Raw genomic sequence first — 14,084 nt, forward strand, 5'->3', positions numbered from 1 at the left:
GGAGCCATGGATCTCGCCTTTCTGCATCCACTGTACGAACATTCCGGCCCCTGGGCCTCCGTCTACGTCGACACCTCACGGCACACCGAGTCCACCCCGCACGAACGGCGTCTGACGGCCGCCGCGATGGCGCGACAGCTGGCCGAGCAGGGCGCGGACGAAGCCACCTGCCGGGCGGTGGAGAAGGCGATCGATGAGTTGCGCCGCTCCGGCGAACCGCACGGGCGGGCCCTGTTCGCCCGCGCCGGCGAGGTCGTCCTCGATCCGCCGCTGGCCCGCCCACCGCAGGCCGACCACGCCGAGTGGGCGCCGCTGCCGCGGGTGACACCGCTGCTGGAGCTGGCCGGCCAGGACCCCTTGTGCCTGGTGGCCTATGTGGACCGCCGGGGCGCGGACCTCGAGCTGCGCAGCGGACTGGGCCGCCAGGAGGCCGGCACGGTCACCGGCCGGCAGTACCCGATCCACCGCACGTCGTCGGCCGACTGGTCGGAGCGGCACTTCCAGCTGAAGGTGGAGAACACCTGGGAGCACAACGCGGGGGAGATCGCCGACAACGTCTCCGCCTGCCAAGAGGAGACCGGCGCCGACCTGATCGTCCTGGTCGGGGACGACCGGGAGCGGCGGGCCGTGCACGAGCGGCTGCCGCAGCGGTTGCGGGACCGGGTGGTCGAGGCGCCGCACGGAGCGGGCAGCCGACTGCTCGACGAGGACGTGGAGTCGGCCCGCGCCGAGCACACGCGCCGGCGGGCCGAGGCCGAACTGGAACGGTTCCTGGCCGCCCGTGCCCCCGACGGCGAGGGCCGGTCCGGGGCCGTGGAGGACGTGCCCGCGCTCGTCGAGGCGGCCCGTGAGCACCGGATCGACGAACTGCTGATCCGCGCGGACGGGCCGGACACCCGCCGTGAGGTGTGGATCGGCGAGGACTCGGACCAACTGGCCGTCCGGCGCACCGAGTTGAAGACGCTGGGTGAGCAGAACTCATGGGCGGCCCGAGCGGACGACGCCCTGATCCGCTCGGCCGTCACCACGGACGCCCCGGTCCTGGTGCTCCCGCCGGAATCCGAGGAGACCCCGGTGGGCGGCCTGGGCGCCCTGCTCCGCTGGAAGTGACCACGTCCTGAGCGCCCGGGGCGGTAGGACCCCGATCCCGGTCAGCGAACTCGCTCCACGCGGCGTTCGTCCCATACCGGGGTCGGGGTCTCGCGGACTCGGCCGTCCGTGCCGAAGACCAGATAGCGATCGAAGGAGCGGGCGAACCAGCGGTCGTGGGTGACCGCCAGGACCGTGCCGTCGAAGGCCTCCAGACCTTCCTGGAGGGCTTCGGCGGACTCCAGGTCGAGGTTGTCGGTCGGCTCGTCGAGCAACAGGGCGGTGACGCCCTGCAGCTCCAGCAGCAGGATCTGGAAGCGGGCCTGCTGGCCGCCGGAGAGCCGGTCGAAGCTCTGCTCGGCCTGGCCGGTCAGCTCGTAGCGGCGCAGCCTCGACATGGCGGCGCCCCGGTCCTGGGAGTGCTCGGTCCACAGGATGTCGAGCAGGGCGCGGCCCCGGAGTTCGGGGTGGGCGTGCGTCTGGGCGAAGTGCCCGGGCACGACCCGCGCGCCGAGCTTGAACTGCCCCGTGTGCGCCACGTCCTCGCCGGCGAGCAGGCGCAGGAAGTGCGACTTGCCGGAGCCGTTGGAGCCGAGGACGGCGACGCGCTCGCCGTAGAAGACCTCCAGGTCGAACGGCTTCATCAGGCCGGTCAGCTCAAGTCCCTGGCAGGTGACCGCCCTTACGCCGGTGCGGCCGCCCTTGAGGCGCATGGTGATCTCCTGCTCGCGCGGCGGCTCGGGCGGCGGTCCCGCCTCCTCGAACTTGCGCAGCCGGGTCTGGGCGGCGTGGTAGCGGGACGCCATCTCATGGCTGACGGAGGCGGCCTGACGCAGGTTCAGCACCAGCTTCTTCAGCTGGGCGTGCTTCTCGTCCCAGCGGCGGCGCAACTCCTCGAAGCGGGCGAAGCGTTCACGCCGGGCGTCGTGGTAGGTGGCGAAGCCACCGCCGTGCACCCAGGCGTCGGCGCCGGCCGGGCCGGGCTCCACGGAGACGATCTTCTCGGCGGCGCGGGAGAGGAGTTCGCGGTCGTGGGAGACGAACAGGACGGTCTTGCGGGTCTCCTTCAGCCGCTCCTCCAGCCACCGCTTGCCCGGCACGTCGAGATAGTTGTCGGGCTCGTCGAGGAGCAGCACCTCGTCGGCGCCGCGCAGCAGCGCCTCCAGCACCAGCCGTTTCTGCTCTCCGCCGGAGAGGGTGCGGACCTCACGGAACTGCGCCTTGTCGTACGGCACGCCGAGCGCGGCCGTGGTGCACATGTCCCACAGCGTCTCGGCCTCGTAGCCGCGCACCTCGGCCCAGTCGGCGAGGGCCTGCGCGTACTGGAGCTGGGCGGCCTCGTCGTCGACGGTCATGATGGCGTGCTCGGCCCGGTCGACGGCCCGCGCGGCCTCCTGGATGCGGGGCGGGGCCACGGACACGAGGAGGTCGCGCACGGTCGTCTCGTCCCGCACGGAGCCCACGAACTGGCGCATCACACCGAGTCCGCCGCTGACGGTGACGGTGCCGGCGTGCGGTTTCAGCTCGCCGGAGATCAGCCGCAGCAGGGTGGTCTTGCCGGCGCCGTTGGGCCCCACGAGGGCCACGACGGCCCCTTCGCCCACCCGGAAGGACACGTCGCCGAGCAACGCCCTCCCGTCGGGGAGGTAGTACTCGAGGTGCGCGGCTTCCAGATGTCCCATGGTGACGCATTCTGCGGGCCGCCCTCGGCGGGCGGCAAACCGATATCCCCGGCCCGGCGGTCCGCCCCGCCCTCCCGTGCGGGCGGCACGGCCGTACCGGCGCCCGGGTGAGGCAGGAAACGGCCACCTCAGGGTACTCGCGGCCCTATGAGCCCAGATGTCGATCTGACCGCCCCCGAGCCCGGTCGCGGTGTGCTGCGCGACCGACTCCTCGCCCTCGACTGCCGTCTGTTCGAGTTCGCCGCCGAGCGGGACTGGCCGGGCGCGCAGCGGATCCTGCCCCGGCTGAGCCGCGGCGCGAACCACGGGGTGCTGTGGTTCGCCACGGCCGCCGTGATCGCGGCGAGCCGCACGCCCAGGGCCCGCCGGGCCGCCGTGCGCGGCGTCGCCTCGCTGAGCCTGGCCTCGCTGGCGATCAACACCGTCGGCAAGCGCTCGGTGCGCCGCCCGCGGCCGGCGCTGGACCCGGTGCCGCTGGTGCGGCGGCTGAAGCGGCAGCCGATCACGACGTCCTTCCCGTCCGGTCACTCGGCGTCGGCGGCGGCCTTCGCCACCGGCGTGGCCCTGGAGTCGCCGGCGTGGGGCGCGGTGGTGGCGCCGGTCGCGTTCTCGGTGGCGGCGTCCCGCGTGTACACGGGCGCCCACTTCCCCGTCGACGTCGTGGCGGGGGCGACCCTCGGCGCGGGCGCCGCCTTCGTCGTACGCCGTCTGCTGGCCGCGCGCGACGAGTCGCCGGAGGCTGGGGTGGAGGAGGCGGAGGGCCCGTCGGCGGCACGGCAGCCGTCCACATGACGGAATGAACTGTCTCAGCATGCGGCTGCCCCTCTACAGTGGAGGCGATCCTGGCGAGAGAGGGGAACGGCCATGCCGCGAGCACGGGAGACCGCCGTCTACACCCATGGGCACCATGAGTCGGTGCTGCGGTCGCACACCTGGCGGACGGCCGCCAACTCGGCCGCCTATCTCCTCGGCTCGCTCACGCCCGACATGCGGATCCTGGACGTCGGCTGCGGTCCCGGCACCATCACCGCCGACCTGGCGGCCCTGGTTCCCGACGGGCACGTCACCGCCGTCGACCACGCGCCCGGCATCCTGGACCGCGCCCGGGCGACCGCCGCCGAACGCGGCCTGACCAACGTCGACTTCGCGGTCGCCGACGTACACGCCCTGGACCACCCCGACGACACGTTCTGCGTGGTCCACGCCCATCAGGTGCTCCAGCACGTCGGCGACCCGGTGGGGGCGCTGCGCGAGATGCGCCGGGTGACCCGGCCCGGCGGGCTGGTGGCCGTGCGCGACTCGGACTACGCGGCGATGACCTGGTACCCCGCGTCGGCGGGGCTGGACGACTGGCTGGACCTGTACCGCCGGGTGGCCCGCGCCAACGGCGGGGAGCCCGACGCGGGGCGCCGGCTGAAGTCCTGGGCGCTGGCCGCGGGCTTCACCGACGTCACCGCCACGTCGGCGACCTGGACGTTCAGCACCGAGCAGGAGCGGGCCTGGTGGAGCGGTCTGTGGGCCGACCGCACGGTGGCCTCCGCCTACGCCGAGCGCGCCGTCGGCGGCGGGCACGCCACCGAGGCGGATCTGCGGGCCGTGGCTCGGGCCTGGCGGGAATGGGGGCGGCGGGAGGACGGATGGTTCGGCGTCCTGCACGGAGAGATCCTGTGCCGGAAGGACGCGACGGCCGCCTGACCCTCGCGGCCGCGGGAGCCGGGGGCCGCTGACACAGGCAGTGCGCGGCCCCCGGGGTCACTCCCGGGGCAGGAGCGGGCCGAGCGGCCCGAGGTCCAGGTTCAGGTCCTCGGGCCGCAGGCCGTAGCGCTCGCGCAGTTCGGTCATACGGTCGTCGAGCAGCATCAGGGTGAGCCCGATGCGCTCCTCCTGCTCCTCGTTCAGATCGCCCTGGTCGAAGCGCCGCAGCGCCTGACGTTCCATCAACTGGCGCAGCAGTTCCACCACGGTGAGGACGAGTTTGACCAAGTCGCGCTCGACGGTGTCGGGTTCGAGATCGAGGCGTTTGCGCTGAGTCGTCACACCAGATCCCCCCAAGGCGACGAGACGTTCTCGTTGACGGAGCTGATGAGGGCGTTCAGGTCGATCCGGACGAGGTCGACGTCGGCGATCCGCAGGGTGATGTCGCCCGTGATCACGACCCCGCCGGCGAGCAGCCGGTCGAGCAGGTCCACGAGGGCGACCTCACGGCGTTCCACGACGGTCATGAGCCGGCCTCCTGGGAATCCCTCTCCGTCTCCTGGTCCTCCATGTCCACGAAGGAATAGGCGGCCCACGGCCCGGTGAGTTCCACCCGCATCCCGGGCTCCTGGTCCTTGGTGTGGTCGACGATCTCGACGAATTCCTCGGACCCGGCGCGCGGCACGAGATAGGCCGCGTTCAGGACGTTCTGGCCGGACGCCCGGGAGAGGGCGGGATTCTGCGGCGCGTGGAGACGGGCGGCGTCGGCGTGCTCGGAGAGCAGGGTGTGCAGCCGGCCGGCGAAACGCTCGGCCCGCTGCCAGGTGTCGTCCTGCGCCCTGGCCTGCTTCCGGCGCTGGAGCAGATAGTCCCGGCCCGAGGCGGGCTTGGCGCTCGCCTCGGATCGGGCGCCGACCCCGGCCGCCTCCGCTTGGGGCTCCACATAGACCTTCACGCCCCACTCCACCCGGCCCTGAAGCCGGTCCAGAGTGCGCCGGAAGTCGTCCTCGCGCTCCTCCATCATCACGCGGACGCCGCTGTCGTCGCGGAAGACAGTGGCGAGCCGCAGCGGCAGCGGCGTGGTGACCGCGGTGAGCGCGTCGATCACCTGCTGGTGGCCGCGGGCGGTCGCGCTCAGCCAGTCCAGGTCCTCCAGATGGGAGCGAAGCGGCTCCTCGGCGAAGTCCTTCACCGGCACGTCGCTGACGACGGCGATGAGGCCGTGGTGGTGCAGCAGCTTGGCCGGTGCGCCCGCCACCCCCGTCAGCTGGGCCTGGAGCGGCGCGCCGAAGGGCCGGCAGACGGCGTACACATAGCGCAGTCCGGTCATGTGGACTCCTCCTCCCGGGACCGGGCACGACCCAGCTCCAGCTCCTCCAGCCGCGCCAGCCGCTCGCGCAACTCTGCGTTCTCACGCGTGAGTTGGTCGCGGCGGGCGCGGGTGGAGAGCTCCGGGTCGTCCTCCCACCAGTCGATGCCCATCTCCTTGGCCTTGTCGACCGAGGCGACGATGAGACGGAGCTTGATGGTCAGCAGTTCGATGTCGAGCAGGTTGATCCGGATGTCGCCGGCGATGACGATGCCCTTGTCGAGGACGCGTTCCAGAATGTCCGCGAGATTGGCTCCGCCGCTCTGGCCGTACGGCTCCGGCATCCGGCTCGGCATGGTCATCGCCGACTCCTGCCGCCGGCGTACTCGGCCTCGTCCTCGTCCTCGTACTCGGCGTCCTCGTCGCCGTTCGCGGAGTCCTCGGCGTCTTCGGCGTCCTCGTCCTCGTACTCCGCCTCAGGCTCCTCCTCGTCGTACTCCTCCTCGGGCTCGCCCTCCTCGTCGTACTCGTCCTCGTACTCCTCGCCGTCCTCCGGCTCCCCTTCCTCGCGGTCGCCGTTCTCGCCGTTCTCGTCGCTCTCTTCGGCCTGCTGCTCCTCCTCCAGGGCGTCCTCGTGGGACTGGACGACCTCGCCGTCGCGGATCTCACCGCGCCAGCCGTCCTCGGCCTCACCCTTGAGCGTGATGAAGCGGGCGTAGTTCTTCAGGTCGAGGCGGGCACGGCGGCCCTGGGCGCGCCAGATGTTGCCCGTCTTCTCGAAGAACCCGGAGGGGTAGTACTCGATGACCAGCAGCACGCGGGTGAGGTTCTCCGCGAGGCGGTGGAAGGAGACGACGCCCTTCGTGGTGCCCTTGGCGCCCTCCGAACTCCAGGCGATCCGGTCGTCGGGGACCTGCTCGGTCGTCTTCGCCTTCCAGCTGCGGTTGGACCACCAGACCTTCATCTGCCAGTCGCTGGTGGTGTCGTCGGCACGGCTCGCGCTCTTGACGCCCTTGGCGAAGGTGCTGAAGTCCTGGTACTTGGTCCACTGGTCGTAGGCGGTGCGCAGCGGCACGCCGACGTCGATCTGCTCGATGATGACGGTCGGCTTGTTGCCCGAGCCGCTCTTGCCCTTCTTCCCCTTGCCGCCGCCGAGGTTCTTGAGGGTCCCGGTCACCTTGTCCTTGACGCTGGAGGCGCCGACTTCCAGCGCGCTGCGCAGCGGGCCCTTGCCCTCGGCGAGCTTGCGGCCGCCGTCCAGGGCCAGTTTGGCGAAGCCGGGGCTGTTGCCGTCGGCGATGTCGTTCAGTTTGACCGTGGTCTCGCCGAGCTTGCGGCCGACGCCGGTCAGGACACGCTGGGCCTGGGCGGCGAGGTACTCCTGCACCTCCGCCTTCAGCCGGTCGGCGGCCTCGCTCTGGGCAAGGCCTGAGAGCGGGTTGGCGCCGTTGGTCGCCTTGCCCGCGGCGGAGGTCGCGGATCCGAGGGGCTCGGTCATCGCTCACCGCCTCCCTTCGGCCCCCGGGCACGGGAGGCCGTCTTGCTCGCCGTCTTGCGGGCCGTCGCGGTCTTCTTCGCGGCGGTCTTCTTGGCGGGGGCCCGCTTGGCGGCGGCGGTCTTCTTCGCCGGGGCCTTCTTCGCCGGGGCCTTCTTCGCGGGCGCCTTGCCGGCCGCCTTCTTCGCGGGGCGCTCGTCCTCGCCCTCGTCCTCGTCGCCCTCGTCCTCGTCCTCGTCGGCGTCTTCCTCGCCGCGGGCCTCCTCGGGCTCCTCCTCGTCGTCCTCGGCGGCCTCGGGCTCCTCCTCGTACGCGTCCTCGGGCTCCTCCTCGTCGTCGTCCGAGCGGGAGCCGGGCGCGTCGGGCACGACGCCGTTCAGCTGGTCGCGCACATCGGAGGTCCGGCTGTGCAGCCGGTCGGCGAGCGCGCTCATCTGGCGTTCGACCATGGCGCCGGAGGCGGCCTTGCCGACCCCGCGCAGGTCCTGGCGGAGCTGGTCGCCGATCTCCTTGAACTGCGGGTTGTCCTTCAACTGCTGGGACACCAGGTCGGCCAGGCCCCGCGGGGTCAGGTTCATCCGCTTGCCGGCCACCAGGGAGCCCACCGCGAACGCCAGTTTCATCTTCTTCGTACGTCCGAGGAGATATCCGGCCCCTACCGCGAGGCCCAGTCCCATTCGGTTCATCGTGTCGTCCCGTCCGTTCCCGCGCTTCTGCGCGACGCGATCTCCAGCCGGTCCAGGAGTTCGTCCTCCATCCGGTCGAACTCCTCCTCGGTGATCTCTCCCGCTTCCAACTGCTCTTCGAGCCGGGAGAGTTCGGCCCGGACCGCAGCGGGGTCGTAATAGATCCGCTCGGCCTCCTTGACCACCTGTCCGATCACCCAGCCACTACCGCGCACCGGGGCGAACGGCAGCAGCAGCACCTCCGAGATCAAGCCCATCTCTCTGCTCCCTCGCTCGCGCGCCCGGCGCTCGCCGGCCGCTACACGGCGTTCTCGGCCGCCGGCACCGCGGGCTTCGCGGGACCGGGTTCGACGAAGCTGTACGGCGGCAGCGGCCCGTTGACCCGGACCTCCAGGTAGGGGTGGCTCTCACGCAGCGCTTCCGCCGCCTCCAGGAACCGTGCCGCGGAGTCGCGGTCGACCAGGAAGGACACGTTGGCCAGCCAGCCCGTGGACTCGGGACCCGCCTCGACGTCGGAGGCCAGCGACTCCAGCGACTCGCGCACCTCGGCCGCGTCCGTGGCCTCACGGTTCTTGACCGCGGCCGCCACCATCTCGCCGAGCTGGAGCTTCTGCTCGTAGGTGCCGCCGCCGGCCTGGCGGTTGGCCTCGGCCAGCCCGCGCAGTTCGGGGCTCTCGGCCATCACCTGGTGCAGGACCGCCTCCTCGACGTGGGAGGCCTTCACGTTGTACTCGACCTTGTTGTCGAGCGCCGCCAGCCGCTCCCTGTAGTGCTCGAGGCGCTCGGCGAGCACGCCGGTGACGGCGCTGTCGTCGGGGGCGACGCTCCCGAAGCGCATGGGCAGCACGCAGCCCTCGGCGCCCGCCTCGGCGAGGACGTTCTGGTGGGCGAGCAGGTCCTTGCGCTTGGGACGCAGATTCTCCGGGGCATCGCTGACGATCGCCGCGAGGTCGCCCTCCGTGAGCACCCGGATCTGCATCGGCGGGTCGCCCACACCGCCGAGGCCCTCCGGCAGCGCCGGGTGGGAGGCGGCGGTGATGCCGTAGACGTAGGTGCTCACTCCTGCTCCTCCTTACGGCTGCGCGAGGCGGTGGACTTGCGGGCACGCGGCCGCGGCTCGGACTCGCCCTCGTCGCGGGCCTGCTTGAAGGCGCCCGAGATGGTCTCGGCGGCGCCGGACAGGGCGCCCTTGGACTTGCCGCGCGCGCCGGACTCGGTGACCTCTCCGACGATCTCCGGCAGCCCCGGGCTCTTGCGCGGGCCGGCCTCGAGGTCGAGGCGGTTGCACGCCTCGGCGAAGCGCAGATAGGTATCGACGCTGGCGACGACGACCCGTATGTCGATCTTGAGGATCTCGATGCCGACCAGGGAGACCCGTACGAACGCGTCGATGACCAGTCCCCTGTCGAGAACGAGTTCCAGGACGTCGTAGAGGCCGCTGGAGCCGCCTCCGCCTCCGGACTGCTGTGCCGGGACTACGGTCATGCCGACCGCACCTCCTTGTCTCGCGGATGAATGTCGGGATGTGCCGGGATCGGGCGGTCTAGCGACCGCCCCGCCGATGTGCGTCGGCCCGTCCGCGCTCGTAGCGGCGAACGCGCCGGTAGCCGGTGAGCTGGCCCTGCGGGTCCAGCTCCACCTCGTAGCTGGCCATGAGGCTCATGGTGTCGGGGACCCGCTCGAGTTCGAGGACCTCGACCTCCAGCGACCAGCCGTCCTCCGTCTGCGAGAAGGACGAGACGCTCTCGGCGGTCATGCCCGTCAGCTCGGCGAGCTGGGCGCGCGCCTGACGCAGCACCTCCATGGGGCTCGGCCGGTCCGCCACGGTGTCGTCCTCCTCCCTGCGGGTGTCTCGGGTGCTCCGCTCGCTGGACTCCGGAGCACTGTCGGTGTCCTGTGAAGACCGTGAAGTCTTCGTCTCCGATGTGTTCTTCGTGTTCGCCATGACCACCTCTCCTTCCGGGTGGCCTGAAGGTCCTTGGCCAAACCTTCACGAGCGCACGGGTCTGGGCCTCCGTACGGACATCACTGCGTACCGGCGGTACGTGTATCAGCCACGCGAGTCCACGCTGTCACGCCGGACGGGGCGCGGGCGCGGGCCACTCGTCACGGCACGACCGCCGTCTCCACCAGCAGTCGCGCCGAGGCGGCGATCGACTCGGCGTCGATGCCGGCGGCGTGCAACTGCTCGTCCGGACCGGCCGAGCCCGGCATCGTCCGCACCCCCAGCCGCACCAGACGGGGCACCGGCCGCCCGTCGGCGAAGGCCTCCGCGACCGCGTCGCCGAGGCCGCCCTCCTCGTGGTGGTCCTCCACCGTCAGCAGACAGCCGGTCTCCTCGGCGGCCCGCCGCAGGGTCTCCCGGTCCACCGGCTTGACCGAGTACAAGTCCACGACCCTGACGTCGACGCCCTCGCCGGCGAGCGCGTCGGCGGCCTTGAGCGCCTCGTGCACGGTGACGCCGGCCGCCACGACGGTGAGCCGGTCCCGGCCGGAGGAGCGCAGCACCTTGCTGCCGCCCACCGGGAACTCCTCGTCGGGCCCGTAGATCACCGGGCTCGCGCCGCGCGAGGTGCGCAGATAGCGGACGCCGTCCAGCTGGGCCATGGTCGCGACCAGGCGGGCGGTCTGGTTGGCGTCGCACGGGTACAGCACGGTGGAGCCGTGCACGGCCCTGAACATCGCGAGGTCCTCCAGGCCCATCTGGGAGGGCCCGTCCTGTCCGATGGCCACGCCCGCGTGCGAGCCGACCAGGTTGATCCCGGCCCCGCTGATCGACGCCATCCGCACGAAGTCGTACGCCCTGGTCAGGAAGGCGGCGAAGGTGGAGGCGTACGGCACCCTGCCGCGCGCCGCGAGGCCCACCGCGGCGGCGACGAGCTGCTGCTCGGCGATGTAGCACTCGAAGAACCGCTCGGGGTGCTCCTTGGCGAAGAACTCGGCCCGGGTGGAGTCGCTCACCTCGCCGTCGAGGGCGACGACGTCCTCGCGGGCGGTGCCGAGGGCGGCGAGCGCCTGTCCGTAGGCGTCACGGGTGGCGACGCCCTTCTCGGGATCGCCCTTCTCCCAGCGCGGCAGGTCGAGGTGTCCGTCGGCGACGGCGTGCAGCAGCCGGGCGGCGGGCGGCGGCTGCACCCGCACGCGCAGATCGCGCACCCCGCCGAGCTCCTCGATCGCCTCGTCGGCGTCCGGGAGCGGCTTGCCGTGCAGGCCCTCGCGATCCTGGACGGCTTCGACGCCCTTGCCCTTGAGGGTGCGGGCGAGGATCGCGGTGGGCTGGCCCTTGGTGGAACGGGCCTCGCCGTAGGCGCGGTCCACGGCGTCCACGTCATGGCCGTCGACCTCGACCGTGTGCCAGCCGAAGGCCTGGAAGCGGCGCGCGTAGGCGTCGAGGTCGTGCCCGTGGCGGGTCGGGCCGCGCTGGCCGAGCCGGTTGACGTCGACGATGACCACGAGGTTGTCCAGGCGCTCGTGACCCGCGTGCTCGGCGGCCTCCCACACCGATCCCTCGGCCATCTCGCTGTCGCCGCACAGCACCCACACCCGCGCCTCGGAGCGGTCCAGCCGCTTCACGGCGAGCGCGATGCCGACGCCGACCGGCAGTCCCTGCCCGAGTGAGCCGGTGGCGGTCTCCACCCAGGGCAGCCGCCGCGGGGTGGGATGCCCTTCGAGCCGGCTGCCGAGCTCCCGGAAGGTGAGCAGCTCGTCGTCGTCGACGACCCCGGCCGCCTTGTAGGCGGAGTAGAGCAGCGGGGAGGCGTGGCCCTTGGAGAGGACGAAGCGGTCGTTGCCGGGGTGGGCGGGGCGGTCGAAGTCGTAGCGGAGGTGGTGGGCCAGCAGGACGGCCATGAGGTCCGCGGCGGACATCGAGGACGTCGGGTGCCCGGACTTCGCGGCTGCGGCGGCGCGGACGCTGTCTACGCGCAACTGCTGTCCGAGATCGGTGAGTTCGGCGGTGTCCATCGGGTCGCTGATCTCCTTCCCCGGGGTCGGGAGGTAGGGGGTGCGAGGGCTGTCGTGGGCTCTCGAAGGCTGTCGGGGCGGGGTCGCCGCCGGGGTCACGCTCGCCGGCGGTTCACCGAGGGGCCCTCGCGGGCGGGTTCACCGCGGGTTCCGCTGGGCGGGCCGGGCGCCGGGCTGGTTCTTGGCGGGCTCGCCTCCGGGCTGGTTCCTGGCGGCCTCACCGCCCGGCTGATTCTTCGCGGCCTCACCGCCAGGCTGATTCTTCGCGGGCTCAGCGCCGGGTTCGCTCTTCCCCGGCGCGCGGTCCGTCCGCGTGGGCTTGTCGTCACGCCGCTTCTTCGCGGGCTCGTCCTTCACCGGCTCGGGTGTGGGCGAGGTGATCGTCCGGGACGTGTCCTCACCGCCACCCCCACCCACAACGCTCTCGACGGCAGCTCCGTCGGCCGCGGCGGACTCCGGCTCCACCCGCCGCCGCGCAGGCTCGTCCTTCACCGGCCCGGGCGTCGGCGACGTGATCGTCCGGGACGCGTCCTCACCGCCACCCCCGCCCACGGCACTCTCGACGGCAGCTCCGTCGGCCCCGGCGGACTCCGGCTCCACCCGCCGCCGCGCAGGCTCGTCCTTCACCGGCCCGGGCGTCGGCGACGTGATCGTCCGGGACGTGTCCTCGCCCCCGCCGCCACCCCTGGTCCGCGGTCCGTCGCCGTGCGCGCCGCCACCGCCGACGGCGCCCGCGCTCGACGCGGCGGCCCCCTGCCGCTCGCTCGGGGCCCGCACCAGCTCCGGCGAGGCGGTGTCCAGCGGCACCGACCAGGAGCGGACCAGGCCCAACTGGACGCCCTGGCGCGGCAGTACGGCGTCCAGGAGCCAGTCGGCGGCGACCCGGACGCGGTTGCCGGGCATGGCGGCGAGATGATAGCCGCGGGTGACCACGCCGGCCGGCAGCCCGGAGAGATGGACGCCCAGCGGGTTGGCGGCCGCCTTGACCCCGCCGAGGTCGACGACGAAGCCCATGTCCTTGTGCCGGTAGGGCCGCAGCTCGCGGCCGGTCAGCGAGGCGGCGATGTTGTGCGCGGCCACCTTGCCCTGCCGCCAGGCGTGCTGCGCCGTCATCGGCGTGTACTGTCCGGGCTTCTCCAGATCGGGCACGGCGGCGGCGTCGCCGCAGGCGAACACCTCGGGCCGGCCCGGGACTTGCAGCGTCGGCTCGACCAGGAGCCGGCCACGCTCCAGGGGCAGTCCCAGGGATTCGGCGAGCGGGTCGGGCCGTACGCCCACGCACCACACCAGGCTGCGGGTGTCGACGGACTCGCCGTCGGTGAGCAGGACCCCGTCACGGGTGGCCTCCTTCACGGAGGTGCCCATCCGGACCTCGACGCCCCGTTCGCGCAGGACCGTGTCGGCGGTGCGCGAGAGCCGCTCGTCCAGTTCGGGCAGGACGCGGTCGGCGATGTCGAGGAGCATCCAGCGCGGCCGTACGTCCTCGCGCAGCGGGCGCGAGCGCACCAGCGCGTCGGTGAACAGCTGTCCCTGCGCGGCGACTTCGGTGCCGGTGTAGCCGGCGCCGACCACCACGAACGTGCAGCGCGCCGCGCGCTCCTCGGGGTCGTCGGCGGTGGCCGCCAGCTCCACCTGCCGGGTGACGTGGTCACGCAGGTAGAGCGCCTCGGGCAGGCCGCGGAAGCCGTGCGCGTGCTCGGCGACGCCGGGGATGGGCAGCAGCTTGTTGACACTGCCGGCGGCGAGCACCAGCCGGTCGTACTCCAGCGTGCCCTCCCGGCCCTCCGGGTCGGTGTAGTGGACGGCGCGCCCGTCGAGGTCGACGCGGCCCGCCTCGCCGAGCACCAGCCGCACGTCGGGCAGGGTGCCGGAGAGGGAGACGGTGACCCGGCGCGGTTCGAGGATGCCGGCGGACACCTGGGGCAGCAGGGGAAGGTAAAGGAAGTAGTCGGTCGGGTTGAGCAGGGTGATGTCGGCCCGGCCCCGGGCCGCCCGCGCCAGACTGCGGGCTGTCCGGTACCCGGCGAATCCGGCTCCGACGATCACGATGCGGGGTCGACTCACGGTTCGCCTCCGGTTGGGGAGTCGTACGGTCGTACAAGGGTTTCCGCGTCCCCCTGGGCAGGGGGGCCAAACGTCGGCCCGGTCCGGGCGGTCGCGGTTTC

At 72.5% G+C, this 14,084-nt stretch carries 15 protein-coding genes and 1 pseudogene; 3 read left to right on the top strand and 13 right to left on the bottom strand.

Annotation, left to right across the window (positions count from 1 at the left end):
• Positions 1–6 precede the first annotated feature (6 nt).
• Positions 7–1,110, top strand: a complete 1,104-nt coding sequence (locus tag ACIRS4_RS05505) for a Vms1/Ankzf1 family peptidyl-tRNA hydrolase (protein WP_404190373.1) — start codon at positions 7–9, stop codon at positions 1,108–1,110.
• Between the two features lie 41 nt (positions 1,111–1,151).
• On the opposite strand, the gene ACIRS4_RS05510 is transcribed toward ACIRS4_RS05505, so the two are convergent.
• Positions 1,152–2,771, bottom strand: coding sequence for an ABC-F family ATP-binding cassette domain-containing protein (locus tag ACIRS4_RS05510; RefSeq protein WP_404190376.1), 1,620 nt, complete (start codon positions 2,769–2,771; stop codon positions 1,152–1,154).
• Positions 2,772–2,918: 147 nt separating this feature from the next.
• On the opposite strand from ACIRS4_RS05510, the pseudogene ACIRS4_RS05515 reads away from it, so the two are divergent.
• Both ACIRS4_RS05515 and ACIRS4_RS05520 read left to right on the top strand, forming a co-directional pair.
• Positions 2,919–3,539 (top strand): annotated as a pseudogene (locus ACIRS4_RS05515) (phosphatase PAP2 family protein); the annotation flags it as partial.
• A 96-nt stretch (positions 3,540–3,635) separates the two neighbouring features.
• Positions 3,636–4,466: a class I SAM-dependent methyltransferase gene (locus ACIRS4_RS05520; protein ID WP_404190379.1), complete on the top strand. Its 831-nt coding sequence runs from the start codon at positions 3,636–3,638 to the stop codon at positions 4,464–4,466.
• Between the two features lie 57 nt (positions 4,467–4,523).
• Here ACIRS4_RS05520 and ACIRS4_RS05525 read toward each other — a convergent pair whose 3' ends face one another.
• From ACIRS4_RS05525 to ACIRS4_RS05580, 12 genes are all read right to left on the bottom strand, one after another.
• Positions 4,524–4,808 (bottom strand): gas vesicle protein K, encoded by a 285-nt coding sequence (locus ACIRS4_RS05525; RefSeq protein WP_358798997.1) that lies wholly within the window; start codon positions 4,806–4,808, stop codon positions 4,524–4,526.
• Positions 4,805–4,993 carry a gas vesicle protein gene (locus ACIRS4_RS05530; protein WP_358798998.1) on the bottom strand — a complete coding sequence of 63 codons (189 nt, stop codon included), beginning with the start codon at positions 4,991–4,993 and terminating at the stop codon, positions 4,805–4,807. Before ACIRS4_RS05530 ends, ACIRS4_RS05525 begins: the two co-directional genes overlap by 4 nt.
• Entirely contained in the window at positions 4,990–5,796 is an 807-nt protein-coding gene (locus ACIRS4_RS05535; RefSeq protein WP_404190383.1) for a GvpL/GvpF family gas vesicle protein, read from the bottom strand. Before ACIRS4_RS05535 ends, ACIRS4_RS05530 begins: the two co-directional genes overlap by 4 nt.
• Entirely contained in the window at positions 5,793–6,137 is a 345-nt protein-coding gene (locus tag ACIRS4_RS05540) for a gas vesicle protein (RefSeq protein ID WP_130437765.1), read from the bottom strand. The genes ACIRS4_RS05535 and ACIRS4_RS05540 overlap by 4 nt, the downstream gene beginning before the upstream one ends.
• Complete coding sequence (locus tag ACIRS4_RS05545; protein WP_404190386.1) at positions 6,134–7,273, bottom strand: SRPBCC family protein; 1,140 nt, start codon at positions 7,271–7,273, stop codon at positions 6,134–6,136. The genes ACIRS4_RS05540 and ACIRS4_RS05545 overlap by 4 nt, the downstream gene beginning before the upstream one ends.
• Positions 7,270–7,956 carry a DNA primase gene (locus tag ACIRS4_RS05550; protein WP_404190389.1) on the bottom strand — a complete coding sequence of 229 codons (687 nt, stop codon included), beginning with the start codon at positions 7,954–7,956 and terminating at the stop codon, positions 7,270–7,272. Before ACIRS4_RS05550 ends, ACIRS4_RS05545 begins: the two co-directional genes overlap by 4 nt.
• Positions 7,953–8,213 (bottom strand): gas vesicle protein GvpG, encoded by a 261-nt coding sequence (locus ACIRS4_RS05555; RefSeq protein ID WP_404190392.1) that lies wholly within the window; start codon positions 8,211–8,213, stop codon positions 7,953–7,955. Before ACIRS4_RS05555 ends, ACIRS4_RS05550 begins: the two co-directional genes overlap by 4 nt.
• A 41-nt stretch (positions 8,214–8,254) precedes the next feature.
• Positions 8,255–9,016, bottom strand: coding sequence for a GvpL/GvpF family gas vesicle protein (locus tag ACIRS4_RS05560; RefSeq protein WP_404190395.1), 762 nt, complete (start codon positions 9,014–9,016; stop codon positions 8,255–8,257).
• Positions 9,013–9,441 carry a gas vesicle structural protein GvpA gene (locus tag ACIRS4_RS05565; protein ID WP_404190398.1) on the bottom strand — a complete coding sequence of 143 codons (429 nt, stop codon included), beginning with the start codon at positions 9,439–9,441 and terminating at the stop codon, positions 9,013–9,015. Before ACIRS4_RS05565 ends, ACIRS4_RS05560 begins: the two co-directional genes overlap by 4 nt.
• 58 nt (positions 9,442–9,499) lie before the next feature.
• Complete coding sequence (locus tag ACIRS4_RS05570) at positions 9,500–9,901, bottom strand: gas vesicle protein (RefSeq protein WP_404190401.1); 402 nt, start codon at positions 9,899–9,901, stop codon at positions 9,500–9,502.
• A 161-nt stretch (positions 9,902–10,062) separates the two neighbouring features.
• Positions 10,063–11,919 carry a transketolase gene (locus ACIRS4_RS05575; RefSeq protein ID WP_404190403.1) on the bottom strand — a complete coding sequence of 619 codons (1,857 nt, stop codon included), beginning with the start codon at positions 11,917–11,919 and terminating at the stop codon, positions 10,063–10,065.
• A 138-nt stretch (positions 11,920–12,057) separates the two neighbouring features.
• On the bottom strand, positions 12,058–13,983 hold the full coding sequence (locus ACIRS4_RS05580) for an FAD-dependent oxidoreductase (protein ID WP_404190406.1): 1,926 nt from the start codon (positions 13,981–13,983) through the stop codon (positions 12,058–12,060).
• Between the last annotated feature and the right edge of the window lie 101 nt (positions 13,984–14,084).

It is taken from the genome of Streptomyces sp. NPDC101166 (assembly GCF_044768125.1).
Classification (GTDB): Bacteria; Actinomycetota; Actinomycetes; order Streptomycetales; family Streptomycetaceae; genus Streptomyces.

Bases quoted from the DNA above. Each gene is read 5' to 3' on its own strand.
- ACIRS4_RS05505 (WP_404190373.1), top strand. From the start codon at position 7: ATGGATCTCGCCTTTCTGCATCCACTGTACGAACATTCCGGCCCCTGG.
- ACIRS4_RS05510 (WP_404190376.1), bottom strand. From the start codon at position 2,771: ATGGGACATCTGGAAGCCGCGCACCTCGAGTACTACCTCCCCGACGGG.
- ACIRS4_RS05520 (WP_404190379.1), top strand. From the start codon at position 3,636: ATGCCGCGAGCACGGGAGACCGCCGTCTACACCCATGGGCACCATGAG.
- ACIRS4_RS05530 (WP_358798998.1), bottom strand. From the start codon at position 4,993: ATGACCGTCGTGGAACGCCGTGAGGTCGCCCTCGTGGACCTGCTCGAC.
- ACIRS4_RS05535 (WP_404190383.1), bottom strand. From the start codon at position 5,796: ATGACCGGACTGCGCTATGTGTACGCCGTCTGCCGGCCCTTCGGCGCG.
- ACIRS4_RS05540 (WP_130437765.1), bottom strand. From the start codon at position 6,137: ATGACCATGCCGAGCCGGATGCCGGAGCCGTACGGCCAGAGCGGCGGA.
- ACIRS4_RS05545 (WP_404190386.1), bottom strand. From the start codon at position 7,273: ATGACCGAGCCCCTCGGATCCGCGACCTCCGCCGCGGGCAAGGCGACC.
- ACIRS4_RS05550 (WP_404190389.1), bottom strand. From the start codon at position 7,956: ATGAACCGAATGGGACTGGGCCTCGCGGTAGGGGCCGGATATCTCCTC.
- ACIRS4_RS05555 (WP_404190392.1), bottom strand. From the start codon at position 8,213: ATGGGCTTGATCTCGGAGGTGCTGCTGCTGCCGTTCGCCCCGGTGCGC.
- ACIRS4_RS05565 (WP_404190398.1), bottom strand. From the start codon at position 9,441: ATGACCGTAGTCCCGGCACAGCAGTCCGGAGGCGGAGGCGGCTCCAGC.
- ACIRS4_RS05570 (WP_404190401.1), bottom strand. From the start codon at position 9,901: ATGGCGAACACGAAGAACACATCGGAGACGAAGACTTCACGGTCTTCA.
- ACIRS4_RS05575 (WP_404190403.1), bottom strand. From the start codon at position 11,919: ATGGACACCGCCGAACTCACCGATCTCGGACAGCAGTTGCGCGTAGAC.